Annotated in this window: 25 protein-coding genes, 1 tRNA gene and 1 pseudogene; 11 read left to right on the forward strand and 16 right to left on the reverse strand. The window is 35.7% G+C overall.

The window, feature by feature from the left end:
• Nucleotide 1 precedes the first annotated feature (1 nt).
• The gene (locus tag VB796_RS01970) at nucleotides 2-643 is read right to left on the reverse strand and encodes a thioredoxin family protein (protein WP_323344835.1); all 642 of its coding nucleotides are present in this window, start codon (nucleotides 641-643) and stop codon (nucleotides 2-4) included.
• Between the two features lie 151 nt (nucleotides 644-794).
• Nucleotides 795-1,310, reverse strand: coding sequence for a TlpA family protein disulfide reductase (locus VB796_RS01975; protein ID WP_323344836.1), 516 nt, complete (start codon nucleotides 1,308-1,310; stop codon nucleotides 795-797).
• Between the two features lie 224 nt (nucleotides 1,311-1,534).
• Between VB796_RS01975 and rplU the strand changes: the two genes are divergently transcribed.
• The 4 genes and pseudogenes from rplU (at nucleotide 1,535) to VB796_RS01995 (ending at nucleotide 5,560) form a co-directional block, all read left to right on the forward strand.
• Nucleotides 1,535-1,846, forward strand: coding sequence for a 50S ribosomal protein L21 (rplU, locus tag VB796_RS01980; RefSeq protein ID WP_323344837.1), 312 nt, complete (start codon nucleotides 1,535-1,537; stop codon nucleotides 1,844-1,846).
• 96 nt (nucleotides 1,847-1,942) lie between these two features.
• Nucleotides 1,943-2,191: pseudogene (gene rpmA, locus VB796_RS01985) on the forward strand (50S ribosomal protein L27); the annotation flags it as partial.
• A gap of 243 nt (nucleotides 2,192-2,434) precedes the next feature.
• A complete protein-coding gene (locus VB796_RS01990; protein ID WP_323344838.1) occupies nucleotides 2,435-5,344 on the forward strand; it encodes a BACON domain-containing protein in 2,910 nt (969 codons plus the stop codon).
• Nucleotides 5,345-5,416: 72 nt separating this feature from the next.
• Nucleotides 5,417-5,560, forward strand: coding sequence for a hypothetical protein (locus tag VB796_RS01995; RefSeq protein WP_323344839.1), 144 nt, complete (start codon nucleotides 5,417-5,419; stop codon nucleotides 5,558-5,560).
• Between the two features lie 47 nt (nucleotides 5,561-5,607).
• On the opposite strand, the gene VB796_RS02000 is transcribed toward VB796_RS01995, so the two are convergent.
• The 8 genes from VB796_RS02000 to prmA all read right to left on the reverse strand — a co-directional run bounded on the left by VB796_RS02000 (nucleotide 5,608) and on the right by prmA (nucleotide 15,033).
• Nucleotides 5,608-6,345, reverse strand: coding sequence for a sulfite exporter TauE/SafE family protein (locus VB796_RS02000; protein WP_323344840.1), 738 nt, complete (start codon nucleotides 6,343-6,345; stop codon nucleotides 5,608-5,610).
• Between the two features lie 307 nt (nucleotides 6,346-6,652).
• On the reverse strand, nucleotides 6,653-7,015 hold the full coding sequence (locus tag VB796_RS02005; protein ID WP_323344841.1) for a ModE family transcriptional regulator: 363 nt from the start codon (nucleotides 7,013-7,015) through the stop codon (nucleotides 6,653-6,655).
• A 75-nt stretch (nucleotides 7,016-7,090) separates the two neighbouring features.
• Nucleotides 7,091-7,309 carry a PLDc N-terminal domain-containing protein gene (locus VB796_RS02010; RefSeq protein WP_323344842.1) on the reverse strand — a complete coding sequence of 73 codons (219 nt, stop codon included), beginning with the start codon at nucleotides 7,307-7,309 and terminating at the stop codon, nucleotides 7,091-7,093.
• Between the two features lie 121 nt (nucleotides 7,310-7,430).
• Nucleotides 7,431-8,594: an AIR synthase related protein gene (locus tag VB796_RS02015; RefSeq protein WP_323344843.1), complete on the reverse strand. Its 1,164-nt coding sequence runs from the start codon at nucleotides 8,592-8,594 to the stop codon at nucleotides 7,431-7,433.
• Between the two features lies 1 nt (nucleotide 8,595).
• Complete coding sequence (locus VB796_RS02020; protein WP_323344844.1) at nucleotides 8,596-9,108, reverse strand: DUF6169 family protein; 513 nt, start codon at nucleotides 9,106-9,108, stop codon at nucleotides 8,596-8,598.
• Nucleotides 9,074-9,226, reverse strand: a complete 153-nt coding sequence (locus VB796_RS02025) for a hypothetical protein (RefSeq protein ID WP_323344845.1) — start codon at nucleotides 9,224-9,226, stop codon at nucleotides 9,074-9,076. The genes VB796_RS02020 and VB796_RS02025 overlap by 35 nt, the downstream gene beginning before the upstream one ends.
• Nucleotides 9,227-9,262: 36 nt before the next feature.
• Entirely contained in the window at nucleotides 9,263-13,987 is a 4,725-nt protein-coding gene (locus tag VB796_RS02030) for a hypothetical protein (protein WP_323344846.1), read from the reverse strand.
• Nucleotides 13,988-14,199: 212 nt separating this feature from the next.
• A complete protein-coding gene (gene prmA, locus VB796_RS02035) occupies nucleotides 14,200-15,033 on the reverse strand; it encodes a 50S ribosomal protein L11 methyltransferase (protein WP_323344847.1) in 834 nt (277 codons plus the stop codon).
• A 139-nt stretch (nucleotides 15,034-15,172) separates the two neighbouring features.
• Here prmA and VB796_RS02040 point away from each other — a divergent pair, with 139 nt between their 5' ends.
• The 5 genes from VB796_RS02040 to VB796_RS02060 all read left to right on the forward strand — a co-directional run bounded on the left by VB796_RS02040 (nucleotide 15,173) and on the right by VB796_RS02060 (nucleotide 17,833).
• Nucleotides 15,173-15,370, forward strand: a complete 198-nt coding sequence (locus tag VB796_RS02040; RefSeq protein WP_323344848.1) for a hypothetical protein — start codon at nucleotides 15,173-15,175, stop codon at nucleotides 15,368-15,370.
• Between the two features lie 304 nt (nucleotides 15,371-15,674).
• Nucleotides 15,675-16,535, forward strand: a complete 861-nt coding sequence (locus VB796_RS02045; protein WP_323344849.1) for an AraC family transcriptional regulator — start codon at nucleotides 15,675-15,677, stop codon at nucleotides 16,533-16,535.
• A 47-nt stretch (nucleotides 16,536-16,582) separates the two neighbouring features.
• Nucleotides 16,583-16,756 (forward strand): hypothetical protein, encoded by a 174-nt coding sequence (locus VB796_RS02050; protein WP_323344850.1) that lies wholly within the window; start codon nucleotides 16,583-16,585, stop codon nucleotides 16,754-16,756.
• Complete coding sequence (locus VB796_RS02055) at nucleotides 16,746-17,255, forward strand: DUF6169 family protein (protein ID WP_323344851.1); 510 nt, start codon at nucleotides 16,746-16,748, stop codon at nucleotides 17,253-17,255. The genes VB796_RS02050 and VB796_RS02055 overlap by 11 nt, the downstream gene beginning before the upstream one ends.
• Before the next feature lie 29 nt (nucleotides 17,256-17,284).
• The gene (locus VB796_RS02060) at nucleotides 17,285-17,833 is read left to right on the forward strand and encodes a hypothetical protein (protein ID WP_323344852.1); all 549 of its coding nucleotides are present in this window, start codon (nucleotides 17,285-17,287) and stop codon (nucleotides 17,831-17,833) included.
• A 220-nt stretch (nucleotides 17,834-18,053) separates the two neighbouring features.
• Here VB796_RS02060 and VB796_RS02065 read toward each other — a convergent pair whose 3' ends face one another.
• Nucleotides 18,054-18,491, reverse strand: coding sequence for a DUF3291 domain-containing protein (locus VB796_RS02065; protein WP_323344853.1), 438 nt, complete (start codon nucleotides 18,489-18,491; stop codon nucleotides 18,054-18,056).
• A gap of 66 nt (nucleotides 18,492-18,557) precedes the next feature.
• On the opposite strand from VB796_RS02065, the gene VB796_RS02070 reads away from it, so the two are divergent.
• A complete protein-coding gene (locus VB796_RS02070; protein ID WP_323344854.1) occupies nucleotides 18,558-19,052 on the forward strand; it encodes a DUF456 domain-containing protein in 495 nt (164 codons plus the stop codon).
• Between the two features lie 63 nt (nucleotides 19,053-19,115).
• Here VB796_RS02070 and rlmN read toward each other — a convergent pair whose 3' ends face one another.
• The 5 genes from rlmN to VB796_RS02095 form a co-directional block, all read right to left on the reverse strand.
• The gene (gene rlmN, locus VB796_RS02075) at nucleotides 19,116-20,162 is read right to left on the reverse strand and encodes a 23S rRNA (adenine(2503)-C(2))-methyltransferase RlmN (RefSeq protein ID WP_323344855.1); all 1,047 of its coding nucleotides are present in this window, start codon (nucleotides 20,160-20,162) and stop codon (nucleotides 19,116-19,118) included.
• Between the two features lie 178 nt (nucleotides 20,163-20,340).
• Entirely contained in the window at nucleotides 20,341-21,135 is a 795-nt protein-coding gene (locus tag VB796_RS02080) for a (Fe-S)-binding protein (RefSeq protein ID WP_323344856.1), read from the reverse strand.
• A gap of 12 nt (nucleotides 21,136-21,147) precedes the next feature.
• Nucleotides 21,148-22,008 (reverse strand): sterol desaturase family protein, encoded by an 861-nt coding sequence (locus VB796_RS02085; protein ID WP_323344857.1) that lies wholly within the window; start codon nucleotides 22,006-22,008, stop codon nucleotides 21,148-21,150.
• 51 nt (nucleotides 22,009-22,059) lie between these two features.
• Nucleotides 22,060-23,049, reverse strand: coding sequence for an alpha/beta hydrolase (locus tag VB796_RS02090; RefSeq protein ID WP_323344858.1), 990 nt, complete (start codon nucleotides 23,047-23,049; stop codon nucleotides 22,060-22,062).
• A 63-nt stretch (nucleotides 23,050-23,112) separates the two neighbouring features.
• Nucleotides 23,113-24,441: a (Fe-S)-binding protein gene (locus VB796_RS02095; protein ID WP_323344859.1), complete on the reverse strand. Its 1,329-nt coding sequence runs from the start codon at nucleotides 24,439-24,441 to the stop codon at nucleotides 23,113-23,115.
• 252 nt (nucleotides 24,442-24,693) lie between these two features.
• On the opposite strand from VB796_RS02095, the gene VB796_RS02100 reads away from it, so the two are divergent.
• Nucleotides 24,694-24,766, forward strand: a tRNA-Phe gene (locus VB796_RS02100).
• Nucleotides 24,767-25,252: the final 486 nt, after the last annotated feature.

The following is a 25,252-nucleotide window of genomic DNA, read 5'->3' on the forward strand; positions in this document are numbered from 1 at the left end:
CTTAAATGCCTTTCCATTTAATAGCACATCCCACCGACTTCGTGATATTTACCACCACGGGCTTTCCTACTAATAAACTATTTACGGCATCTTCAACATAGCGTTTAGTTACACCGTTAGCATCTTGCGTGTTGTCGTCAATTCCGCCAATGTATTGCATAATAAACTTGTCGCCTTCACGCTTAACCACATAAACAGAAGGTGTACGAGCTGCCCCAAAAGCACGAGCTACATTTTGCGTTTCATCTTGTAAATACTCAAAAGTATAACCTTTAGACTTGGCTACGGCTTGCATATTTTCGAAAGAATCCTCTTCGTAAGCTGTTGGGTCATTGGGATTTATGGCTAAAACAGGATAGCCTTGTGACGCATATTTTTTGTCCAACGCCATGATACGACTCTCATAAGCCTTTGAAAATGGACAGTGATTACACGTAAAAACGATTATATAACCCTTTGTCGAACGATTTTCTGCCATTGAGGTCACTCCACCTGAGGTACTTTTTAGCTTAAAATCAGCAACAACGTCGCCGATACCATAGCCTTTGTCAGTAATAGTAGTTGATTTATTTTTGAAAGCAAACAGTATCGTAAATCCCATCAGTAACACTCCGACAGAACTTAAAATGTATATTTTTTTCATGATTTTTTTCATTTTTAATACTTTTAATGTGTTATTATTCAGACGTTTAAAGTTTATAAAGTAACAAGGTCGAATGGTGAATCAGTGAGTTATGATTTAGCGATTATAAAAAAAGCAGATAAAACTTAATTACGCATTCACAAATATAAAGCTAATTAGCCCCGTCAGCAGGTGTCATTTTTTTTAACTCTTCCAAAAAATGTTCCATGTTTACTTGTCCTTCAAAGAAAACACGTTTTTGCATGGTTAAATTTACCAACAAAGTAGCGGGAATAGTACCCGACCAATCTTTATCAATATCATCAATCCAAGCATTGTAATCGGGTTCGTCTAATAAAACAACGTCCGACTCAATGCTATTTTTATTGACAAAAGAATGAACCTTTTCCTGTAAATCTTTTGGAAAATCCATACTAACCATCAAAAATCGAACTTTTTTGCTTGAATATTCTTGACTTAGTTTTTCAAGACTCGGTAGTTCTTCTATGCAAGGACGGCACCAAGTAGCCCAAAAATGCACAACTAAAGTTGTATCTGTGGCATGATTTATCAGTTGTTGCAAATGTTCAAATTTGACAATTTCTATTTTCTGATTTTGACCAACAACTTGAAAAACAGACAAATACAGTCCTAAAAACAGTATTTTGGGCATTCTATTCCAAGACATAATTATTTGTTTTTGGATTGTTTATTCAAGGTTATGATTAGATTTCAAACAATTGCTCGTTAATGAATCTTATAACGTTCTATTATACAGAGTGTTATAAAAAAAGAAATGAATAAAATTAATCATAAAATTTGAAATAAAAGTAGTCGATAACTTTTAGATTTCAAAACAAAAGCTGTACCTTTGCAACCCAAATTAAATTTTCATTACTAAATAATTTACAAATGTACGCAATCGTAGAAATCGCTGGTCAGCAATTTAAAGTTGAGAAAGACCGTTACCTCTACACCCACCGTTTGGCGGGAGAGGAAGGCGCTGCACTGGTTTTCGATAAGGTTCTTCTTGTCGATAATGACGGGGACATCAAAGTAGGTCTTCCGACAGTAGCAGGTGCAACAGTTTCAGGTAAAATTTTAGCTCACGTTCGTGGGGAAAAAGTTCTTGTTTTCAAGAAAAAACGTCGTAAAGGCTATCAAAAGCAAAACGGCCACCGTCAAGATTTGACGAAAGTATTAATCGAAGGAATCACATTGTAGGAGTTAGGTATTATGGGTTAGGTTTAAGAGTTATTCAACTCATAAACAATAACTCAAAAACTTATCACTTCTTACTCATAAACTCATTCAAAAGAAATGGCACACAAAAAAGGTGCGGGTAGTTCGAAGAACGGCCGTGAGTCACACAGTAAACGCCTCGGCGTTAAAATTTTCGGAGGTCAGCCAGCAATTGCAGGAAATATCATTGTTCGTCAAAGAGGAACAGCTCATAATCCTGGCGTAAACGTAGGTCTTGGAAAAGACCATACTTTATTTGCTTTAGCTGATGGTTTAGTAACTTTCAAAAAAGGATTTAAAGGACGTTCTATCGTGGATGTATTGCCTTTCAGCACTGTTGTAGTTGCTGCTCCAGCTGCGAAAGCGGTAGAAGTTGCTGCTCCAGTTGAAGTTGTTGCTGAAGAAGCTCCAAAAAAAGCTAAAAAAGCTAAGAAAGAAGATAAAATCGAAGAGTAGTCTTCTATTTGTCATCAATCTTGAAAAGGCTCGTTCTATTATTGAACGAGCCTTTTTGTTTTTTTAGGCAAGTTCTTTCTCGTAAATTCGTTCTAAAGAAAAACCTATTGCTCTATGCAAAAAATCTATACATTTCTAATCATTCTCATTTTTGCTTATTCTGCTACAAAAGCTCAAGATAATCAACGGTACATGGCATTATCGTTGGTAAATGTTGATTATCGTAATTCTCACATTGACCAAATCCAAAAGGCTTCAGAAATTGGAATGAATGCCGTTATCATTACGGTTCGGTGGGATGTTATCAATCAGTTTAAGGTGAATTCTCCTAATCCTTGGGAACAATACGACTTACAGGTTCAATACGCCCAAAGCAGAGGAATGAAAATTTGCTTGCGGGTATGTATGTACACGTGGTGCAATACAAAGGTAATTGGAGCGGCAGATGATAATTCTGTAACTCCATGCGACGGACTGTCAAATGCCGATAGAATGGTTGGCTATGATGTTTCAGGTAAAAATAAGCGAGTGCAACAACAAGCAACAGGATATAACGGTTGTGATTTAATTGATGATTGCGGACACGTACTTTCTTATAGTTTTGCATCCAAACCTTTTCAAGAACGAAGTCAAAATTTTGCTCGGTTAGTGGCTAATCGCTACAAATATTTGTTAGATACCAATGACTTGCTTTATATGAGTGTGGTAACAACGGCTGAACAAGAATTTGGTTTTCCTTACAAAACAACCAAAGGCAATGATGGGGGTTTTAATGCAATTTTCGATTATTCGCCAACGGCTATTGCTGGTTTCAGAGAATTTCTAAAGAATAAATACGGTAATGATTTTAAGAAGTTTCAATTAATTTGGGGAGCAAGAGGAAAAGATTTCAATAGTTTTGATACCGTTGAACCTACCGCACCCGCTGGCTCTTTTGCATGGGGTGTTTTTATCGGTAACGGAAAACATACACAAGATTGGTATATGTACCGCCACACTTTATTGAAAAATTATTCCATGAATTTTATAAAAGCCGTAAAAGGAGTGGACAACAGAATAAAAGTCATTAACGATTATGGTTCAATCGTGGAAACTCGGATGGGAGCTTACGGTTTTAAAGATATTGGAGAAGGTACAGATGGCATAAAAGTAAATAATGCTCCTTTATCCGACCACCGACATATTACGGATATTTGCCGAAGTAGTTTTCCTGATAAATGGGTAATGAATGAAGCAGAAGGTCCTTTTGCCACACAGCAACAATTTGAAGAATGTTATACGCACGGAGCAAAATTGATGAGTGCTTTCAACTACAATTTAGAAGAACCCGCTCAGAAAAAAATGCTTACCGAAATGGTTAATAAATACGTAAAAGGCACAAATGGAATTATGAAACCTATTGAAACCTGTGGCGTTGCTCTTTACAGCGTTGAGGATATGCTCACGAATGATGGTTGTAATAATGCCGACAGAACTAATATTACCAATACTTGTAGGTCGTATAAAAACTGGCGAAGCGTTTATGATGCCAATGGAAACAAACCCGTTAGGATATTGTTGAATGAAGAATACGCCACTGATATTCGTTACACTCAACCAAGTTCAGACTATTCAACTTGTGGTTCAATTCCTGATTTTAAGGATACTTATAATAATGCCTGTATAAAATTAACGACCTTACCAAATGCTCCAGATACGTATCGTGGGGGCGTTGAAAGTGTTGATTGTCAAGAAATAACAGGTTGGGCTTTAGACAGTAAAAATCTTGAAAATATCTTAACCGTTGATATTTATGTTGATAGCGTAAAAATTGGCACAACTCAGGCAAATTTGGGAAATCGTCCAGATTTAGCTACCACCTTTAATAATAAACAAGCGTATTTTCGTTCATTCAGATATATTCTTCCTGATACTGCTTGGTTTAAAAGTAGCACTCGGCATAAGATTATGGTAAAATTTGGAGGAACAAATAAGTCCTTAGAGTCACAATCCGAAACAGAAAAAACATTACGTTGTTCTGGAAGTGGTTCTGGAATGTGTGGTGTCCGTTTTAGATTGGGCATTAATCCAGATTCTTTAGCCAATGTTTTCCCGACGGGAGCAGAGTTTGAAGTAAAAGTTAGTTCAAATTTGAAATGGAAAGTAGAAAAATCAGCAACTTGGTTGACAGTAAGTGCGGATACAGGTTCTTTTGATAACACCTTTCGGTTAAAGATTTTAGCATCTTCAGAAAAAGATACTCGGACAGCCAAAGTTACAGTTTCGGGAGAAGGCATCACCAAAACCATTTTTATCACTCAAAAAGGAGTAGGAGAGAAGTGCGACGATTGTAGCGATAAACCCATTATTACTAACCCAATTGATATTGAGAATGGTCCTGTGGCTTCACTGGCTTATCGTGGATTTGTGGAAAGTGGCAATTGTTGTTCGTTGAATGGTTGGGCTTTTAATTCAGATAATTATGATGATATTTTAACCTTAGATTTATATTTTGACAAACAGAAAATAGGGACAACGCAAGCCAATAAAGGTTATCGTTTTGACTTAGTGAATACCTTAGGTTCGGAAAAATTGTTTTATAAAAGCTTTTGCTTTGATATTCCTGCGAGTGCTTGGGCATTGTTTAAAGATGGAAAATCCAGACGTTTAAGCGTGCGATATGCAGGAACAATAACAACATTGCCAGAGGCTGAAATTTTTGTATTAGCTTGTCAGGAAAAAAATATTTGTCAAGATAGAGATTTGTGCATTAATCAGAATGATTATGACAAAGAAATAACTGTTTATCCCAACCCTAATACTGGAAAATTTAGAGCTGAAATATTCTCAACTGCCAGTCAACCAAGTATATTCAGATTTGTAACTGCCAATGGGCATATCCTAAAAACAGAAAATGTTTATTTGAATCAAGGTTTAAATAAAATCAATTTAGATATTTCTGATTTACAAAACGGGACAGTTTTATTGTCGATTGAAATGGAAAATGGAAGAAAATTATTAGGCAAAGTTGTGAAAGTGAACTAAGTTTTGTTGATGATTTGTTAATAAATCAATAACCGTTAATTGATTTATTAAAGCTAATTTTGAAACAAAAACATGAAACAACACAGAGCAATTTTCCAGCAAAATAACTGGAGAGAATTTCAAAGTAAAAGAAAGGCGAGACCTTCATCAACTCGAAAAGAAAAAGAAAGTATCCACCCCGAATTTGATAAAGTATCCTTCGATTGGATAAATTAAAAAAGCCATCCCAAATGTATTTGAGATGGCTTTTTTAATTATTAGAGCTAAGTAAATATCAATTTTGCACAAGCAATGACTAAACCCAAAGCGAGCATATACCGTAAAGTTGGTAAATTAAATTTCTGACTACCGAAATATGAACCCAATAATCCACCTAAAATAGTCGCTAAAATTGCCCATTGCAGATTTTCAGGAATTTGGAAACCACCTTTTGAAATTTGTCCGTACAAACCCGAAAGAGAATTCACAAAGATAAAAAGTGCCGAAACCGCAGCGGTTTCTTTGAGTTTTGCCCACTTCATCAAAAGCATAACTGGACTCAAAATAATACCGCCTCCAATGCCAATCATGCCAGATAATAAGCCAATTACACCGCCCGTAGTGAGTCCTGCCCAAGTTGGGATTTCTTGATTTTCGGATTCTTCATTTCTAAATTGATATAATAAGCGAGCGATAGAAATAAGAATACATACGGCTAAAATTTTCTTATAGATAGAATCTGAAAGCGTCATTGTTCCCCCAAAATATGCCATTGGAATGCTGGCGATGGCAAAGGGTAAAAATAATTTGAGTTTAAAAAAACCTGCTCGATAAAATCCAATAAATGAAAATAACGAAACGGCAAGGTTCATTAGCAATGCCGAAGATTTCATGAGGGGAGGAGCAATACCCATAATTGCCATAACTGCCAAATAGCCACTCGCCCCACCATGACCAACCGAAGAGTATAAAAAAGCTACAATCGCTAAAAGTGGGAGAAGAAGTAAGAAATGTGAATCCATAAATTCGTTATGTTTTTGCAAATATAACGAATGGTAAAACAGGTTTCCAACCTGTTTGTCAAATTTGTAATCTATTTCTTGTGTATTGACAGGTTGGAAACCTGTCCTACTTGAAGTGTTGCTTTTTGAATAAAGTAAAACAGTTTCCAACCTGTTTGTCAAATTTGTAATCTATTTCTTGTGTATTGACAGGTTTGAAACCTGTCCTACTTGAAGTGTTGCTTTTTGAATAAAGTAAAACAGGTTTGTAACCTGTTTGTCAAATTTGTAATCTATTTCTTGTGTATTGACAGGTTTGAAACCTGTCCTACTGGAAACATTGATTTTCCTGTAAAAGAAATGCTTGAAAACGAGCTTGAAGGGCTTTATAATCTTCAATGGCTTGAAGACCTTCTTCGGTCACGATTGTTCCACCCCCACTTTTGCCGCCAGTTTGTGTAATAACGAAAGGTTTTTGTGCTTGAGAGTTCATAGAATTGACTAAATCCCAAGCTCTTTTGTAAGACATTTCCATCGCTTTGGCGGCTTTGGAAATAGAACCGTGTTCGATAATAAGTTGTAATAATTGAATTCTTCCTTTTCCCAAAAAGCGTTCAGAACCATCTTGGCGTTCAATCCAGATAGCCCCTGTAATTTTGACTTCGTGAGGAGAGGCAAGAAGATTCTTCATTGGTTTTACTATTTAATGTTATAACATAAAAGCCGTTTCAAAGTTTTGAGACGGCTTTTATATTGAATAATCGTTTTAACGGATTCGTTGTTTGTATCCTACAAAGAAATAAATGTATGTTCCAAAAGGAACAAAAATCACAATGAGTAACCATAGCAATTGCTGATTTTTCTCAAACTTACTGGTTGCTACACTGAAAACTGCAATAATTGTTGGTACAATTATGCCAATGATTAAAAATAATTGCCAAGCCATAATGGCGAAAGATGGCTCAAGAATGCTTAGAACTTCCATGATTAAATTTGTGTAAGAGTTAATATTTAGAATACAAATTTAATGTTTTCTAATAATGCTCGTGAACAAATTGTATGTATGGTTTTAAATCTAAGCTGTTACAGACTTCAGTCTGTATTAACTAATAAACAAACTCTCCAAATTCAGATTTGATGGTAACTTGCTTACTTTCAGAACCTTCTACTCGACCAATAATTTGAGCATTGATACCAAATGACTGTGCAATATCAATAACCGTTTGAGCATATTGAGGATTAAGATAAACCTCCAAACGGTGTCCCATATTGAAAACTTTATACATTTCCTTATAATCTGTTCCGCTTTCCGCCTGAATCATTTTGAAAAGAGGAGGCAAAGCAAACATATTATCTTTGATGATATGAACATTATCAACAAAATGTAAAACCTTCGTTTGGGCTCCACCCGAACAATGAACCATTCCATGAATGACAGGGCGCAATTCATTTAAAAGTGTTTTTACCACAGGAGCATACGTGCGAGTAGGAGAGAGGATTAATTGCCCTACGTTTAAAGGTGTTCCTTCAACGCTATCCGTTAAACTTTTTGAGCCACTATAAACTAAACTTTCAGGAACGGCAGGGTCAAAACTTTCAGAATATTTTGTGGCTAAATAATGCCCTAAAACATCATGACGAGCCGAAGTAAGTCCATTTGAACCCATTCCTCCGTTGTAAGTATTCTCGTAATTTGCTTGTCCGTCAGAAGCTAAACCAACAATTACATCACCCGCTTGAATGGTATGATTTGAAATTACATCAGCACGTTTCATTCTCGCAATTACCGTAGAATCCACGATGATGGTACGCACTAAATCGCCTACATCAGCAGTTTCACCGCCTGTACTCCAAATACCGATGCCATTATCACGGAGCATTTCTAAAACATCTTCCGTTCCGTTGATGATTTCAGCGATAACTTCCCCTGGAATTAGGTTTTTGTTACGCCCAATGGTGCTTGAAAGGAGCATATTATCGGTTGCACCAACACAAATTAAATCGTCGGTATTCATCACAACGGCATCTTGAGCGATTCCACGCCAAACCGAAATATCGCCCGTTTCTTTCCAATAAAGGTAAGCTAATGATGATTTTGTACCCGCACCATCGGCGTGCATGATATTACAGAAAGCATCATCTCCGCCCAACATATCGGGAGAGATTTTACAAAATGCTTTTGGGAAAAGCCCTTTATCAAGTTTTTCGATGGCTTTGTGGACATCTTCTTTGGAGGCAGAAACGCCTCTTTGCATATAGCGGTCGGTCATTTTATTTATCGAAAGAGTCTGAGATTTTTACAAACTCATCAAATATTTGGGTTCTGAAAGGATTATCTTTTTTGATAATTAGGGAAGATGGAATACGTTTGCCTTGCGTATCCGTAAAAACAGTATCAATTTTTAAGAACATATTTTCGTGAAATTCTTCAAACCAAATATTGAATTTACGGTGACGAACCATTTGCCTATTATCGGATGATTCACAAATATAAATAGTTACGGTATTATTGAATTTTTGATAAAAATCTTCAAAAATTTTAGCAATTGTTCGTGATGTATTGCCATCAAGTGGAGGACGACCTTGAATGGGATTATGAAGAACAGCAATTATAAATTCAAAAGAGAACTTAGCATATTCTTTGCTTGAATCGAAAAGATAAGGAGTTGGTTTGAACTGTATTTCGTAAATAATTTTTGAGGAAGTTTCAAAAACGTATGAATTATAGTCAGCACCGACAAATTCAAATTTATACTCCAACGATAGCTGTTCTTCTTTCTTCATTTCTAAGTCTTAATCTTTGCAAAGCTGCTTGATATTCAGGTTTTTGTAAGTTTTTTTTAGCATCTTTAATAGCTTGTTTTTTATCCTCAACAAGTCTATCTATTATTGATTTTTCCATCATAATGAATGTTAAATATCTTTTATTTATACAAATTTAAAAACCTTCCTTGACTTCCTCCTTCTTTTTCTCTTCTTTTTTCACTTCGTCCTTTTTTGTAACCTTTTTCCCTTTCTCAGTTTTGGTTCTGTATGCGTCAGTAAAACGGTCGGTGAAGGCAAATTTTTCTTCTGCTCCAACGCCCAAGAAAGTGTACGCATTTTTGCCACTTCCTTTTTTCACACCTTTTGATTTGGCAGTTACCGCATTGTTAAATTCTCCGTCGGAAGAGATTACCCCCATTTCGTTTTTCAAATATCCCATAAAATACCAAACATCTGTTGAGGGTTCTAAATACAAGTAAAACTCGTCACCTTCGGCGGTTTTTTTGATTTCTACCATCCCTTCAATTTCTGAATTAATATCTGTTCCTCCGATACTGGCAATGCTCAATTTACCAACGGAATAAAAGCCAGAGGCTTGGTCTGAATACCGCAAATTGGCTTTTGAAATTACCATTGTAGTATTCAGTTTTGAGTTAATACTATGTAAAGGAACGTGTTCATTTTTCAAACGTCTTTCAAATGATTCAACCGTTTTTCCTCCTAATAAATTGGCTAATTTAGACAATAAGTGTTCTTTGTCTTCGGGTTCATCAGCACTTACGTTGTCTCTACTGTCTAAATTGGTTTTCACAATTTTATCAGCCATCGCTTTCAACACTTCCGCAGGCATTGGGAAGTTTAAAACCAACATTTGGTCAAATTTATACTTTCCGCTGTCCACTCGCATTTCGGCAAAACCTGATGATTGAACATAATTTGAAGGATTAAAGAAATTGAAATTACCTTCTAAATTGAGCGTTTTCTTTTCGTCATCATAAGTATAGCGACTTACTTCGTAAGATTTGTTTTTATCATCTGGTCCAATTTCAAAGCGAGCCGTTTTAGGAATATCTTTTAACTGACCATTAACTACAAAAATATCTTCATCTTTTACATCTTCTTTGCTGGTTAAGAAGGTAGTGTATAAACCCGTAGAGGTAGTTCTTGCGTGTAAACCTGCATAAATTGGAGCATTCAAATCTCCTTTCATATTAGGTTGAATTTGGATATTTACATCGTCTGTACTGTTGCCTTTATACACAACCCAATTGATTACATCTGCTCTGTTTTTATATTCTGGACGAACAAATCCATTGAGTGTCAGGTTTTTATCTGTTGCAAGCATTGTGATGTCTCCTCGATAAAGAATTTTTGGGGAGAGGTGAAATTTATCGGTTTGCTCGATGGTTGCCTTTGCCGTAGTGGTATAACCTTTCGTTTTTTTACGGTTATCAACAAGTGATTCCTTAAACTCAAAATTACCCATTTTAATGTTCATGGTGTCCCCAACAAGATTTGGGAATCTATAAGTTGCATCACCTTCAAATTTCACTCTTGAAATAATTCTAATATTTCCATTTACTAAATTGTGATAGCCATTAACGGTATCAATTTGCAATTTAGCATTATAAAATCCACGCATTTCGGCATCTCTTCGAATCGAAACTGCTCCTTTGTCAGGAATAATCTTTGCATCTGCCGACTTGATAAATGGTACGCCATTGATGTTAAGTGATTGTTTATCAATTTCATATAATGCTTCAGAGCCATTAAAGGAAAGCCCTTCTTGTGATGGTTCAAGAGACGTAAAAGTGGTATTTCTTACATCACCTTTCATCGTAATCGTCTTTTTATTGATGTCCCATTCGGCATTATTGATAGATGTTTTATACGCCGTATAAGGGAAATATAAACTGGTAGAGTCTTCAATTTTTAGATTTGTTGGCGTTTTGATACTCACCAAACCTGTCGCCAAATTGAAACTTACATTCATTTTATTTCCTAAAAGAGCAGGTTTTGAAACCTTCAAATTATTGCCAACCGAAAGGTTTGCCATATCAGCGGTAAAGGCTTCTTTGCCAAATTTGATATTATCCGAAACCGTTTCCGAATCTTGTCTTTTTACTTTACCAAAGCCAAATAAACCCGTCTGACGAACTAATAATTTTCCTTCTAATTTTGAACTGGCAGCATAAAAATCAAAAGAATTTCCTTTGGTTTCAATCAACATACTATCGGCTTTGGGTTGCCATTTCAAAGAATAGTTTTTAATATCCACCTTCGTAAAGTACGCTTGTCCGACTGTTCCTTCATTAATAATCCCCGTTGTTCCATAAGCCGTTACTGAATCGGCAGTAAAAAGGGCATCTTTTGCTTGAATTTGTGCCGTTAGGTGATTGATTTCACTTTCTGCATGAAGCCCTTGTCTATCCATTAACAAAGGCTTTGTAAATTTTACGAAGGTTTTACTATTATAAACATTATATTTTCCTTCAATAACCTTATGGCTAAAACCTAAAGTATTATCAGGCATCGAAATCAGCGTTTCTTTGAATGGAGGGAAAATACCGTCTGAATTAAATGTTCCTACAAAATCAATATCCTTGATATTCAAACTGTCAAAATCAATGCTTGGTACTTTGAAAAATATCTTTTTGCTATAAGCTCCATTGGCACGATAAGGGTGGTCGAAATACGCCGTTACGCCCGTAGGCACAACCAAACGAGGATATTCAACCAAACGCTGACGACCCGATTTGTTGTCTGGTTTGTTGATATAAATTACCCCTGCTTCATATTTTAAGTCTCCCCCAATTTCTGTTCGTCCTTTCTTGGCTAATTCTTTTTGAGGAATGAAAGTAATCGAATCAATTTTATTCAATTTTACACTAAATTCACCGTAATTGAATGACAAATCTTTTCCTCTAAAACGGAAATTACCCGTTTTCAACTCACCACTAATACCAAAATTTCGGTCTTTATTTACACGGATTACATTATCGTAAGGAGCCATATAAACATTCAGCGAATCCGAAAGATAAAATTGCTTTACTCCTCTGACAATCAATTGATTATCTTTTAAATTTAAGGAGGCGTTCGATGTTGTATCCTTTGTGCTTGATGAATAAAACGAAGGAATCAAGAAGTTGTCATAATCTTTTTTAGCACCAAAAACCGCTAAATTGTGCATTCCTTTTCTGGATAACTTCAACACTTCCACATCGGGGTCGTACTCAAAATACCCCTTTTGCATCATTTCTAAAAATACAGGTTTTAAAGCATTAGCATCTTTTTGGAAAGCTCTGGCTAATTCAGAAAGTGTGGTAAATGGAAGATTATTTTTCTTGATATAATTTGAAACAACCAATAGAGGGTTAAAACTATAATTGGCTGAAATTTGGGAGAATCTTTCAGGATTATAATAATCAAAAGACTCAAAAAGGGCAGGAACAACATTCTTAGCGGTCAGAATAGAAAAGTCCATTCTTTGGTCATTTAAACCCCAACGCATGGCATCGGCGGTAATGTCTAATTTATGGTAACTGTCTGAATAAGCCGTTTCTCTAAAGCCACCATTATCTACTTTATTTAAACGTAAGGTGAAATTTTTACGGTTATAATTTAGTTTTACCGAAGGATGATATAAAGAATCTTGTGCCGCAAAATATCCCGTAAAAATAGCGGATGGTGACGTAATTAAGGAGTCGCCCACTTCAAAGCGTTTACTAATCACTCTGAAGGCTACTTTCCCATCTTTTTTCACAATAATAGTTGCTAATTTTGACTGCAAAGATGAACTCGAAATTCTATTTCCAACCATCGTAAAACCGCCTTTGTATTCAATGTCAGCACTATTTTTCAAGACAACATCATTTTCCATAGACATAAATCTTGGATAATTTGTTGGAGCATTTTTTGCTCTTTTTTTACTCTGAAATTCAAAAATTCCTTTAATCGGGCTATTCAGTCGTTGATTATGGGTAATAACCGCCAATTCTGAAACAATTTTTGGATTTCTAATTTCCATACTGTAATTATTCAGCGTTACAAAAACGTCAGGTAATCCCACATTTTCCCAAGTAAAAGTGCCACCTGTTCCCAACAAAATTCCATCTTTCAAACTTAGGGTTGATGACGTATTTCTTAAGGTTACTGAATCATTAGCAGTCACAATATTTAAGTCGATACCCTTAAATTCCATCACAGGGCCTGGGTTTAAAACTTGTGATATTGGTTCATCAGCGATGGCAGGAGTTGTAGCATTGTTGGCGTTTGCCGTTGGGAGAGGAGCGTCCCAATCTTCCCAAGCATTAGCTTTTTTGATTGGCTCGGGAGTAGCATTTGTAGGTTGATTGCTCACTGGAGGCTTTTCTGCCTTATTGATTTCTATTTTTTGCTCATTGAATTTAAACGAAACGGAGCCATTTAATGTGTATAAGCGGTTAAAATTTGTAAAATAAACGGCTCTATTATTGAAAAATAAACGACTAACATCAATATACCTCAAAGTCGTTTTAGTATCTCCCGTTTCCACCGATTTACGAAGCGTTTCTAAATAATTGTCCAATGATGTTTGAGGCATCAAAGCACTATTTATACCTAAAATTACGGCATCGAAAAGCCCAACAAATTGAGGCGGTTTGTAGCCTTTTTTAAACATGAAATTAGAAACACTTGCTAATTTTCCCTTTTGTGGTTCGGTAAGTTTTCCCGAATTCCAAAGTTTGTCAAAATTGATAGCAATCGTTTCTGCTTGTGGATTGCCAGAAAGAGCCAAAAAGTTTTTAGCATCTGCCAAAAACTCTTCGGGTTTATCCGATAGTTTTAGACCTTGTGCGTTTGAAAACGAGTAAACAAGTACGAGTGTTAGACTAATTAAAAATGATTTGATGTTCATAGATTTCACGTATTATCTTATGTAAAATTAACGAATGTTTTGGATTGATATTTCATTTGTTTAAATGACAAATCAGTTTTGGATATGAAGTTACACAGAGAGCCACAGAGATTAAAATGAGAACCTTAGAGTATGTCATTGTATCTCTGTGGCTCTCTAATTTTTCTCTGTGGCTCTGTGTGTAACTTCATACCCGAAATGAAAATATTGATTTATACTCGCTCAAAAACAACCGCAGCCCAATTATTTTTATTTTCAGTTTGAACTTTCCTTAAACCGACTTCTTTGGCTACGTTTTCAATGTCCTCAATGTCATGTTGATAGAAACCACTGACTACTAATTGAGCAGGTGCAGGTTTCATGAACTCAACATATTTTGGAATATCACGCATCAGGATATTTCGGTTAATGTTAGCCAAAATGATGTCATATTGTTCGGCAGGCTCATCTTCAATCGTTCCTTGACGAATAATGATATTGTCGCAATTGTTCAATTGACAGTTTTCTCTCGAATTTTCAGCCGCCCATTCTTCAATGTCAAAACCTGCAACGTAAGATGCTCCTAATTTTGAAGCGAAAATTGCCAAAATACCCGTTCCACAACCTACATCAAGCACTTTTTTACCTTCGTGATTAACGTTCATTTGCAAACTCAAAACCATAGAAGTTGTTTCGTGATGTCCCGTTCCGAAAGACATTTTAGGATTTATCAACAAATCATACTGAATATTTGGGTCTGCTTCGTGGAAACTGGCACGTACACGCACACGTCCATCAGCGGTTAAAATGGGTTCATAATTTTTTTCCCATTCTTCGTTCCAATTCTTTTTTTCAAGCGTTTTGTATGAATAACTGATTGGAGTCATGCCCAAATAACGCTCCATAATTTCATCTACCGCATTTTCTGAAAATAAATCATCGGTAATGTAGGCGTTTAGTCCATCGTTTTCTTCGGTGAAAGTCTCATATCCAATTTCGCCTAATTCAGCCATGAAAATATCGGAAAATTCAGGATTGATGGTTAGTTTTAATTCTATATAGTTCATGGTTGAATCTGTATTTTAATTTTTGAATCCTCAAAGATAGGAAGTTTTACACGATTCAGAATCAAATAAAAGAAGGATTGGATACATTTTGGCAAAGCTTTTTCGTTAAAGTTATTCAAGTATTATTAAATTTGAACTTATGAAAAAGCTAATTCTTTTAACGGTTATAATTGCGTCTTTTCAAGTAGAAACAGAGGCTTCGAGTAATACTAATTTAACAAAGACAACTATTTCGGCTACTTCGTCGGAAGTTAACATGGTCGTAAAGCGTCGTCGTAAAAAAGGTTTTCTTTGGGGGATTTTCAAAAAGAAAGACTGCGGTTGTCCTAAACATTGAGTAACGCAGGTTTTAATCTGTTTAAGTAGGATACAGGTTAAAACCTGTTTAAGATAAGATACAGGTTAAAACCTGTTTAAGATAAGATACAGGTTAAAACCTGTGTTACAAAATAAGAAAAATTCAAAATTGAGCTTTTATTGGAAGCCCACAAGAGTAGTAAAAGAAGTATTTTAGATTATTTTGGAAGGTTGAAAAAAGTAATTTCAATAAATTTTGGATACTTTTTGTCATTTTTGCTAATAATTGTGCATTTTTACCATAACTACTTTGTTTTCAATCAATTTGATGAATTTTTCCGCAAATGAAAGCCTCCCTCGAACAATTAGACAACACTAAGGACGGTTCTTTTTTATTCCGCCAATTTACGCTTCCTTATTTTGATGCCCCTTACCATTTTCATCCCGAATTTGAGCTAACACTTATACTGAAAAGCGAAGGAAAACGCTTTGTTGGTAATCAGGTGGCTGATTTTCAAGAAGGAGATTTGGTTTTATTAGGTCCAAATGTACCTCATTGTTGGAAAAATGATGGGATTGGGGTAGAAAACTCTGCTCGCTCAATCGTTGTTCAATTTAAGGACGGTTTTTTGGGAGAAGCATTTTTTAAAAATCCAGAGACACAACCTGTAAAATTGTTGTTGGAAAAGGCAAAAGCAGGAATTCGCATTACAGGAAAAACTCGTGATAGAGTTGCCCGAGAAATGATTTTTTTGTTAACCGTTCCGCCTTTTCAAAAACTTTTGGGATTGTTGGACTTATTGAATACGATAGCTATTTCTAAAGACTTTGAAATTATTGATGATGAGTCAGAAAAGTATGATTTGTCGCCAGTAGATTTAGAACGTATCAATAAAGTTTATGCTTATGTGATTGAGCATTATACTCAGGAAGTACATCTGGAAACGGCAGCTCACCTGACCAATATGACAGAAACGGCTTTTTGTAGGTATTTTAAAAAGATAACAAAGAAGACATTTTTAGATTTAGTAACCGAATTCAGAATTAAACACGCTTGTAATTTGTTAACCAGTACCGACAAACAAGTAGCAGAAGTTTGTTTTGAAAGTGGATTTGGAAATATCTCACATTTTAATAAGCAATTTAAAGTTGTAACAGGATACAGTCCTTTACATTACCGAAAGATGTTTTTAGCCACGATTTGAGGATGTTTTAATATTTTGTAGTTTTGTGTAAATCAAAAAATAAAGTCATGATAGAAATTACAGTTTCACCCAATGATAGACCAAGTAGCAAGAGGGCTATTGCATTTGCAAAAGAATTGATGGCTAATAAAAAGGAAATGATGCGAGAGGCGAAGGAAGATTTTAAAAAGCCTGAATTTCAAGAAATGTTGAAAAAATTAAGAGAAATCAATGAAAGATAACGAATTAGTTCTACCATATAAAAAATTATTTTTAGGAGGAAGTGACAATGTTTATGGTTTTGAAACAGTAAATTCAATTGTATATGAAGTAAAATTCAAACCTACATCTTATATTTTTGAATCTTATTTGGCTTTCCCAATTGATGCGTTTGAGTTTGTTATTTCAGTGGCGTTAAATCCCACAGGAAAAAATCCACCACTTGATGCCAAAATACCTTTTACGATTGCCTCCATTTTTATGGACTTTTTCCAGAGAATCCCAGAACAAGTAATTATTTATATTTGTGATTCTGCTGATACCAGACAATCTGCTCGTAAAAGAAAGTTTGACCAATGGGTTGAGTTTTTTAAAGGAAATGAATTTGTAAAAGTAAATACAACCATTATTGATATAGATGGGACTCGTTACCACAATTCCCTAATAATAAGAAAAGATAATCCTAATCGTTTAGCCATAACCGAAGCATTCATTAATCTTGCCGAAGAGCAGGATAAGTGATTTTAACAAAATAATAAAGCAACAAACCCATGAAATCATTAAGTATTACCTTTATTCTTGCCTTTTTTATTACGCTTACCTTATCTTCTTTCAAGTCCAAAACTAAAAATGTTACCGATAATGGAGATTATGATACACTCAATTTTCATTCAATGACTATTTCAGGAGTAAAATTAGGAGCAAATTATGGGGTTATTTTGGAGAAATTTGGTTCGCCAGATTCTGTACGTAAAGAGGAAACTCCCGATGCTCAGAGTGCCAATCATTTTGAAATGTATCGTTATGGTAAAGATGCTTTCTATGTGATGGACGACAATGTGAGTGGTTTTGAATTGGAAACTGCTCGTTTCAACCTTGAAAACTTAGGAGGTTTAAAAGTGGGTGACCCAATGTCGAAAGTAAAAAAGCGTTTTCCCAAATCGTATAAACTTCGTGATGTGGATAATACAGAAGAAGAATGGGTGACAATTATAAGTGTGCAATTTGGGACAAGTGATTCATTCTTAGAAATTACTGTTCAAAATGATAAAATCGTTGGTTTGGCAACAGTAACTGATGACGGAACAGACGAACAGTAAGATAGAGATTTGGAACTATAAACATATTGCAGACAAATTTAGACCACAGATTGAACTGATTTTACACAGATAAAACAAAGAATAATCAGCGAAAATCAGTATAATCTGTTGTATCTGTGGGATATCATTTGTCGTGTGACAAACCCTTTATCGTTCCGCAGAGATTTGATTTTAGGAGTTAGGTAATTGGTAACTTTTTCGATTACCTGACTCCCAATACCTAAAACCTGCTTTTAAAATCAAAAGCATATTCACTCGCTCCATTTTTTTGTAAAAACTCCAAACGTTCACGAGCTTCTTCTACGCTTGGAGTCTGCCCTTCGTCGATATACCAAAGTACCATTGACGGCTTCCCAAATTTTTCAAACCATTTACTTCGGTCTTTCATCACTGATGAATGAGCTGATTTATAAGCATATTCCATCAAATCTTCAATTGACTCCCAAACCGACATATTTACAATAATTCGTTCATCATCGAAAGGATGTATATTCGTAGCGTTTCCAGCATCATCTTTTAGTCTCCAAACAAACCCTTTACTATTTTCAGCTAAAGTATTTATGGTATCAATTTGTGAAACAAAGTCAGCCATTAAAGGGTCATCTATTGTTTCAGAAAGCATTCTGGCAATGTTTAATTGAGCTAATTGTTTTTTCATAAATCTAATTTTACGTACTTCGTACAAGATAAGAAATGTTTCGAAATAAATCCTAAATCAAGATATATGGATATTCTTTTATTAATCGCTTCAATAATATGTTTGCTTGTTGGGTTAGCAGGTGCGGTGCTTCCATTACCTGGTCCACCAATAAGTTTGATTGGACTTTTTATCTTGAATGCTTCAAAATATGCAGATTTCGATCGTAAAACATTGATTTTCTTTACCTTATTGACTATTGCAATGAGCGTATTTGATTATTATGCACCGATTTGGGGAACAAAGAAATTTGGAGGTACAGCATACGGCTCTTGGGGTTCAACAATTGGGCTTTTACTGGGACTTTTTTTTACGCCAATTGGAATGTTTTTAGGAGCATTTTTAGGGGCATTTTTGGGCGAAATAATCGGAAAAACTAAACCAGATAAAGCCTTAAAAGCAGCAATTGGTTCAATGATTGGACTGATTACGGGAATTATCGGAAAGGTAATTTTATGTTTAATAATGCTGATTTATGCAGGAATGGCAATTGGGGAATATATTTTTATAATGAATACTTAGATTATAGAGGATAGATTTTAGAGCGTGGTGTTTCTCTAAAATCTATCCTCTATAATCTAAACTCTACTTTTTCTTCCCTGCTAATTGTCCACAAGCCGCATCAATATCTTTTCCACGTGAGCGACGTACATTTACCACCATATTTTTGGCTTCTAAGAAATTGGCAAATTTCGCCAATGTTTGTGGGTCAGTATTGGTATAATTAGCTTCTGCAATTGGGTTGTATTCTATAATATTGATTTTGCAAGGAAACTGTTTCGCAAACTCCCAAAGTTCTTTTGCATCGTCTAAAGTATCATTAAACTTATAAAATAGAATATATTCAAGGGTGATTCTACTACCCGTTTTTTTATAAAAATGTAATAAAGACTCCTTCAACGCCTCCAAAGTATTTGACTCATTGATAGGCATAATTTCGTTGCGTTTTGTATCATTGGCAGCGTGTAAAGAAAGTGCCAAATTGAATTTTACTTCATCATCGCCCAATTTTGTAATCATTTTGGCAATACCTGCCGTTGAAACTGTAATACGCTTTGGCGACATTCCCAAGCCTTCGGGAGAGGTAATGTAATTAACTGATTCTAAAACATTTGCGTAATTCAACAACGGCTCGCCCATGCCCATATATACGATGTTAGTAAGAGGCGTTTGGTAATGAGATTCCGCTTGGTCACGGATACGAACTACTTGGTCGTAGATTTCGGCAGGGTCAAGATTCCGTTTTCTATCCATATAACCCGTTGCACAAAACTTACAAGTCAGAGAGCAACCCACTTGCGACGACACACAAGCCGTCATACGGTCATCGGCAGGAATTAGTACGCCTTCTACCAAATTTTTATCGTATAATTCAAACGAAGACTTAATGGTACGGTCGGAGCTAACTTGTTTTTCAGCTACTTTCACCGCACGAATTTCAAAATGTTCGGCTAATAATTCACGAGTTTTTAAAGAAAGATTGGTCATTTCCTCAAAACTCTGAACGGACTTTTTCCAAAGCCATTCATAAACTTGTTTAGCTCTAAATGCTTGTTCTTTATGTTCAGCCAAAAAATCTTTAATTTGAGCGATTGACTGCTTGCGTATATCTTTTTTTACGATGGTTTCCATGATGACAAAAAAAGAGCAAAGATTTTATCTTGGCTCTTTTAGGGTTTATTTTCTACAAAATTACGAAGAAATGTCTGTGGAATCAATAAATGTTGTATTTTATTGATAATCAATCATTTGCGACTTTTTAACCTTTGATTTCTATGTAACCTATCTTTTCAATGTAGTTCAATGGTTATCACATAGCCTCCAACAACAATTCCGCTAAGTCATAAATCTTCACAGAATCCTCCTTTTCCTTATTTTTTACACCATCAGACATCATTGTCATGCAAAAAGGACACGCTACCGCAATGGTTGTTGCACCCGTTTCGAGAGCATCTTCAATGCGTTCAATATTTACTTCCTTCGTTCCTTTTTCAGCATCTTTAAACATTTGTCCACCGCCTGCACCGCAACAAAGCCCTTTGGTTTTACAACGCTTCATTTCTACCAAATCAGCGTCTAATGCTTCTAAAACTGCTCTCGGAGCTTCATAAATATCATTGGCACGTCCCAAATAGCAAGAATCGTGGTAAGTAATTTTTTTGCCTTTAAACTCTCCACCGCCTGCTAATTTTACTTTTCCAGCGTTGATTAATTCTTGTAAGAAAGTAGAATGGTGAATTACATCATAATTTCCTCCTAAAGCTGGATATTCATTTTTCAAAGTATTAAAACAATGGGGGCAAGCCGTCACGATTTTTTTTACGCCATAGCCATCCAACACTTGAATATTCATGGTTGCCTGCATTTGGAACAAAAACTCATTCCCTGCTCTACGTGCGGGGTCGCCAGTACATGATTCTTCCGTGCCGAGAACGGCAAACTTTATTCCAACGTGATTCAGAATTTTACAAAAAGCAATGGTTACTTTTTTATAACGGTCATCAAATGAGCCTGCACAACCAACCCAAAAAAGCACTTCGGGCGTTTCGCCAGAAGCCATCATTTCTGCCATCGTTGGCACTTTATATTCTATTTCTTGTGTCATTTTATTGTTGATTTAAATCTCCTTTTTCATTTCTTGAGCCGTTTTTCTTGACCCGTCGTGGCTCCATCCTGGTTTTCCAAAAATATAGCCCAAAGCATATTTAGGATTAGCAAAAACGTCTTTTCCAATGGCAATCCATTCGCCAAATGCAATTTTTACGGGATTATAAGTATTTACATTTTCAACTAATCCATATTTTGGACGATGCGTTTCTTCGACAAATGTCCCAAATATTCTATCCCAAATAATCAAAATTCCTGCGTAGTTACAATCTAAATACTCAACGTCCGAGCCATGATGTACTCGATGGTGCGAAGGCGTATTGAAAATGTATTCAAATGGTCGCCACATTTTGCCAATCGTTTCTGTATGAATCCAATATTGGTACAACAAACTGATTTGTTGCATGATAATTATGACGATTGGATGAAAACCTACAATGGGCATCCAAAGATAAAAAACGTAGGAGAAAGTAATATTGCCAGTCCAAGTTTGACGTAAAGCCGAAGCCAAGTTGTACTTTTCAGACGAGTGATGCACTTTATGCGATGCCCAAAAATAACGTATCAAATGAGCTTCACGATGAAACCAATAATAACTTAAATCATCCGCAAAAAATGCCAAAACCCACATCCACCAAGCCGAACCATCAAGCGTAAAAATGTTGAAATTTTCGTAGAGATACCAAAATATTCCCGCCATGATGGTTTTGGTAATTAAGCCCGAAGCCAAATTTCCCAAACCCAAAGCAATAGATGTGAACGAATCCTTAATTTCAATTCTATCACATTGTTCTCGATACAAAAAATAGCCTTCTATCAATACTGAAATAAGAAAGAATGGCACAGCGTAAAGGATTAAGTTCGGTGGCATGGGAATACAATTAACAGTTAAGAATTAATAGTTTGAAATTGTAATCAAAATTCACTCAATTAATATTTTATCTAAAAATTTCTCCGTTTTTTTCTGAATATTGTCAACATCTTTTGATAAAATTGGTGATGCCAACACATGATTTCCTGCATTTGGAAAAACCATTTTTTGCTTATTGCTTGAACCTAATTCGTCAAACATTTTCAACATCGCAGGTACAGAAACCACTTTGTCTTGTTCTTCTTCATTTTTGTAATAATAACCCATAAAAACAGGACATTTTACCTTTGCAAAAGTCTCAGGTTTCATTGCGTGCGTTAAGAAGTTTTGTAGAGCAATTACACCATTTAAGTGATAATGACGACACCAATATTTGGCGTGGTCTGGATTGGCAGGAGGGAAATCCCTAATCTCAGTACCTGTAACGGCTTTTCCTAAAGCTAATCCCCAATGATTATCCAATAATTCAGCATTGTCATCATAAATCTTGATACATGGCGAATAAATAACGATTGCCTTAATTTCTGGGTGTTGCGAAGCTAAATAAGTCGTCAATGCTCCACCGAAAGACGTTGCTACGACCACTACTTCATCTCCCAAATTTTTCGCAATTGCCAACGCTTTTTCTGCCGAAATAATAAAGTCATCTGTCGTAACTTTTGCCATCGTTGAATCTCCTAAATCAATACCATGTCCAGCCAAGCGGGCTAAATACAGATTGGCACCGTATTTTTTTGCTAAATTTCTATGAACTGGATTTCCTTCTTCTTGCGTAGCCGAAAAGCCGTGAATGTAGAGAATCGCTAATTTTGTTTTCTCTTTTTTGGTAGAATCAGCCCAAACAATACGTGCCTGACAATTGGGACGAATCCCTTTTTCAGTGGCTTCACCTTCGTTAATTTGGCTCTCTAAAGTTGGTAAATCTCCTGTGAGTTTAAACATAGGAACTTCCAATTTGGGTGCTTCGGGTTTTGGACCCGACAAGTAGCCTACTGTTCCCACGCCAATGATTGCGAGGAGGATTTTTAAGAATGTTTTCATTTTGTTTTATTTTTAGTAACACAGACTTTAGTCTGTTTTTAACATTACAGACTGAAGTCTGTGTTACTTCACTCCCTCAACCCAATTAAATCTATCCGTTGGTGAGAATTTCCACGGAGCTTGGTTATTTTCTAAATTCGAGAACATAGCATTCCAAGAAGCAGGTGCATCCGATTCTTCCATAATTTGGTAGCGACGTAACTGTAAAATGATATCCAAAGGAGAAATGTTGATTGGGCATTCCTGCACACAGGCGTTGCAAGTAGTACAAGCACGTAGTTCTTCGGCAGAAATATGGTCACCGTAGAGAGATTTCCCATCGTCCACAAAATTTCCTCCATTTGCAGCCATATTTGCCCCTACAATTTCCAAACGGTCACGGGTATCCATCATAATTTTACGTGGAGAAAGTTGTTTTCCTGTCATATTCGCAGGACAAGCCGATGTACAACGCCCACATTCCGTACATGAATACGCATCCATGAGGTTTTTCCAAGTCAAATCTTTTACGTCTTTCGCTCCAAAACGAGCAATTTCAGTAGAAGCATTGGCATCTGGTTGAGCTGTTCCCAGCATAATTTGTACTTCCTTCGTTACATCAGGCATATTTGGAATTTCACCTTTAGGTTTCAAATTTGAAAAATAGGTATTCGGAAAAGCCAAAAAGATGTGCAAATGTTTTGAATATGTAACATAAAGAGCAAAAGCTAAAATGCCTAAAATATGCAACCACCAAGTAATTCGCTCGTAAGCAACCAAAGCTCCTTCCGACCAAGAACTAAACAGAGGTTTCAGAAATCCAGAGAAGGCAAAATCTCCTACTTTATGATAATGTTCATTTCCCATGTCTTGCAAAACGCTATCTGCCGCATTCATGGTCAATAAAGCCGTCATCAAAATAATTTCTGCCAAAAGAATCGTATTAGCATCAATTACAGGAAACCCATTTAATTCACGATGGCGAGTAGGTTGTAAGCGTTCAACTTTAACAATATTTCTACGAATCAAGAAAATCACACAAACCACCAATACACCCACAGCCAGAAATTCAAAGAAATTTATTAAAGTACCATAAAAATCACCCAATAGCGGGGCGAATAAACGGTGCGTACCTAAAATGCCATCTAAGACAATTTCGAGAACTTCAACATTAATTAAAATGAATCCTGCGTAAACTACAAAGTGCAAAATTCCCACGATAGGACGGTCGAACATCTTTTTTTGTCCAAAGGCAATTCGAATCATCGTTGCCAATCGTTCCGAAGGATTATCCGAACGGTCTTCAGCACGTCCCAACAGAATAGTGCTTTTGATGATACCGATACGTTTGCTAATCATAAAACCAGCACCACCCAGTGCCAGTACAAAAAGAATTTGTTGAAGAATGTGCATGATATTTATTCGATATTTGAAATTCGGTATTTAATTTTCAATGTTTGTAATCGTACATCGAAAATCAAGCATTAAACTTTCACAATTTACAGATAAAACTAAACGATACAAAGATTATTAATTTCAAAATGTTATGCAAGCATACTAATTTATATTTTTTTAATTTTTTTTTTGCTTTTAGTTTTGGATTTAAAAAAAACATTCCTACCTTTGCAGTCCCAAATGACACATCGGGAAGTACCAAAAAGTAATGGTGAAATAGCTCAGTTGGTAGAGCATCGGACTGAAAATCCGTGTGTCGGCGGTTCGAGTCCGCCTTTTACCACAAAAAACCCCTTAAAACATTGTTTTAAGGGGTTTTTTATTGTGAGATATATGGAAAGAGATATGGAGACTTATTAGTTTCTTCTTGAAACTGTTTTATTCGTAGAATGTTTATTGTCTGCTGCACTCTATTAAATTAATTTTCAGAACAACATGCTTATTAATGAAAAATAGCCGTCAGAATCTTATGATGTAACTCTGATTGCTGTCTTGCCCGCTTCGAAGGTTAATTATGTTGATTTAAAAATATTCACAGAACCCAATTTGTGATAGTTTAGGGTTTTTGACAACTTTTTTAAATTTGACGAATTTAGGAATTTCAAGCAAACCTGCAATTTTTTCTTGAAACTTTTAGAGGTGACAAACAAGTCTTGTTTTTTGGTAGGCTGTTCCACTGCTTACTGTTGTTGCTTCAATTTGAATACTTTGAAACGTAGGCTTGTTACTTTTTTGGTTATCATAAGATGAGACTAATACAAAATACCCA

The organism is Arcicella sp. LKC2W (genome assembly GCF_034931005.1).
In the GTDB taxonomy this organism is placed as follows: Bacteria; Bacteroidota; Bacteroidia; order Cytophagales; family Spirosomataceae; genus Arcicella.

What these genes read in the sequence shown, in the direction of transcription:
- VB796_RS01970 (WP_323344835.1), bottom strand. Translation starts at nt 643, where the DNA reads ATGAAAAAAATATACATTTTAAGTTCTGTCGGAGTGTTACTGATGGGA.
- VB796_RS01975 (WP_323344836.1), bottom strand. Translation starts at nt 1,310, where the DNA reads ATGTCTTGGAATAGAATGCCCAAAATACTGTTTTTAGGACTGTATTTG.
- rplU (WP_323344837.1), top strand. Translation starts at nt 1,535, where the DNA reads ATGTACGCAATCGTAGAAATCGCTGGTCAGCAATTTAAAGTTGAGAAA.
- VB796_RS01990 (WP_323344838.1), top strand. Translation starts at nt 2,435, where the DNA reads ATGCAAAAAATCTATACATTTCTAATCATTCTCATTTTTGCTTATTCT.
- VB796_RS01995 (WP_323344839.1), top strand. Translation starts at nt 5,417, where the DNA reads ATGAAACAACACAGAGCAATTTTCCAGCAAAATAACTGGAGAGAATTT.
- VB796_RS02000 (WP_323344840.1), bottom strand. Translation starts at nt 6,345, where the DNA reads ATGGATTCACATTTCTTACTTCTTCTCCCACTTTTAGCGATTGTAGCT.
- VB796_RS02005 (WP_323344841.1), bottom strand. Translation starts at nt 7,015, where the DNA reads ATGAAGAATCTTCTTGCCTCTCCTCACGAAGTCAAAATTACAGGGGCT.
- VB796_RS02010 (WP_323344842.1), bottom strand. Translation starts at nt 7,309, where the DNA reads ATGGAAGTTCTAAGCATTCTTGAGCCATCTTTCGCCATTATGGCTTGG.
- VB796_RS02015 (WP_323344843.1), bottom strand. Translation starts at nt 8,594, where the DNA reads ATGACCGACCGCTATATGCAAAGAGGCGTTTCTGCCTCCAAAGAAGAT.
- VB796_RS02020 (WP_323344844.1), bottom strand. Translation starts at nt 9,108, where the DNA reads ATGAAGAAAGAAGAACAGCTATCGTTGGAGTATAAATTTGAATTTGTC.
- VB796_RS02025 (WP_323344845.1), bottom strand. Translation starts at nt 9,226, where the DNA reads ATGGAAAAATCAATAATAGATAGACTTGTTGAGGATAAAAAACAAGCT.
- VB796_RS02030 (WP_323344846.1), bottom strand. Translation starts at nt 13,987, where the DNA reads ATGAACATCAAATCATTTTTAATTAGTCTAACACTCGTACTTGTTTAC.
- prmA (WP_323344847.1), bottom strand. Translation starts at nt 15,033, where the DNA reads ATGAACTATATAGAATTAAAACTAACCATCAATCCTGAATTTTCCGAT.
- VB796_RS02040 (WP_323344848.1), top strand. Translation starts at nt 15,173, where the DNA reads ATGAAAAAGCTAATTCTTTTAACGGTTATAATTGCGTCTTTTCAAGTA.
- VB796_RS02045 (WP_323344849.1), top strand. Translation starts at nt 15,675, where the DNA reads ATGAAAGCCTCCCTCGAACAATTAGACAACACTAAGGACGGTTCTTTT.
- VB796_RS02050 (WP_323344850.1), top strand. Translation starts at nt 16,583, where the DNA reads ATGATAGAAATTACAGTTTCACCCAATGATAGACCAAGTAGCAAGAGG.
- VB796_RS02055 (WP_323344851.1), top strand. Translation starts at nt 16,746, where the DNA reads ATGAAAGATAACGAATTAGTTCTACCATATAAAAAATTATTTTTAGGA.
- VB796_RS02060 (WP_323344852.1), top strand. Translation starts at nt 17,285, where the DNA reads ATGAAATCATTAAGTATTACCTTTATTCTTGCCTTTTTTATTACGCTT.
- VB796_RS02065 (WP_323344853.1), bottom strand. Translation starts at nt 18,491, where the DNA reads ATGAAAAAACAATTAGCTCAATTAAACATTGCCAGAATGCTTTCTGAA.
- VB796_RS02070 (WP_323344854.1), top strand. Translation starts at nt 18,558, where the DNA reads ATGGATATTCTTTTATTAATCGCTTCAATAATATGTTTGCTTGTTGGG.
- rlmN (WP_323344855.1), bottom strand. Translation starts at nt 20,162, where the DNA reads ATGGAAACCATCGTAAAAAAAGATATACGCAAGCAGTCAATCGCTCAA.
- VB796_RS02080 (WP_323344856.1), bottom strand. Translation starts at nt 21,135, where the DNA reads ATGACACAAGAAATAGAATATAAAGTGCCAACGATGGCAGAAATGATG.
- VB796_RS02085 (WP_323344857.1), bottom strand. Translation starts at nt 22,008, where the DNA reads ATGCCACCGAACTTAATCCTTTACGCTGTGCCATTCTTTCTTATTTCA.
- VB796_RS02090 (WP_323344858.1), bottom strand. Translation starts at nt 23,049, where the DNA reads ATGAAAACATTCTTAAAAATCCTCCTCGCAATCATTGGCGTGGGAACA.
- VB796_RS02095 (WP_323344859.1), bottom strand. Translation starts at nt 24,441, where the DNA reads ATGCACATTCTTCAACAAATTCTTTTTGTACTGGCACTGGGTGGTGCT.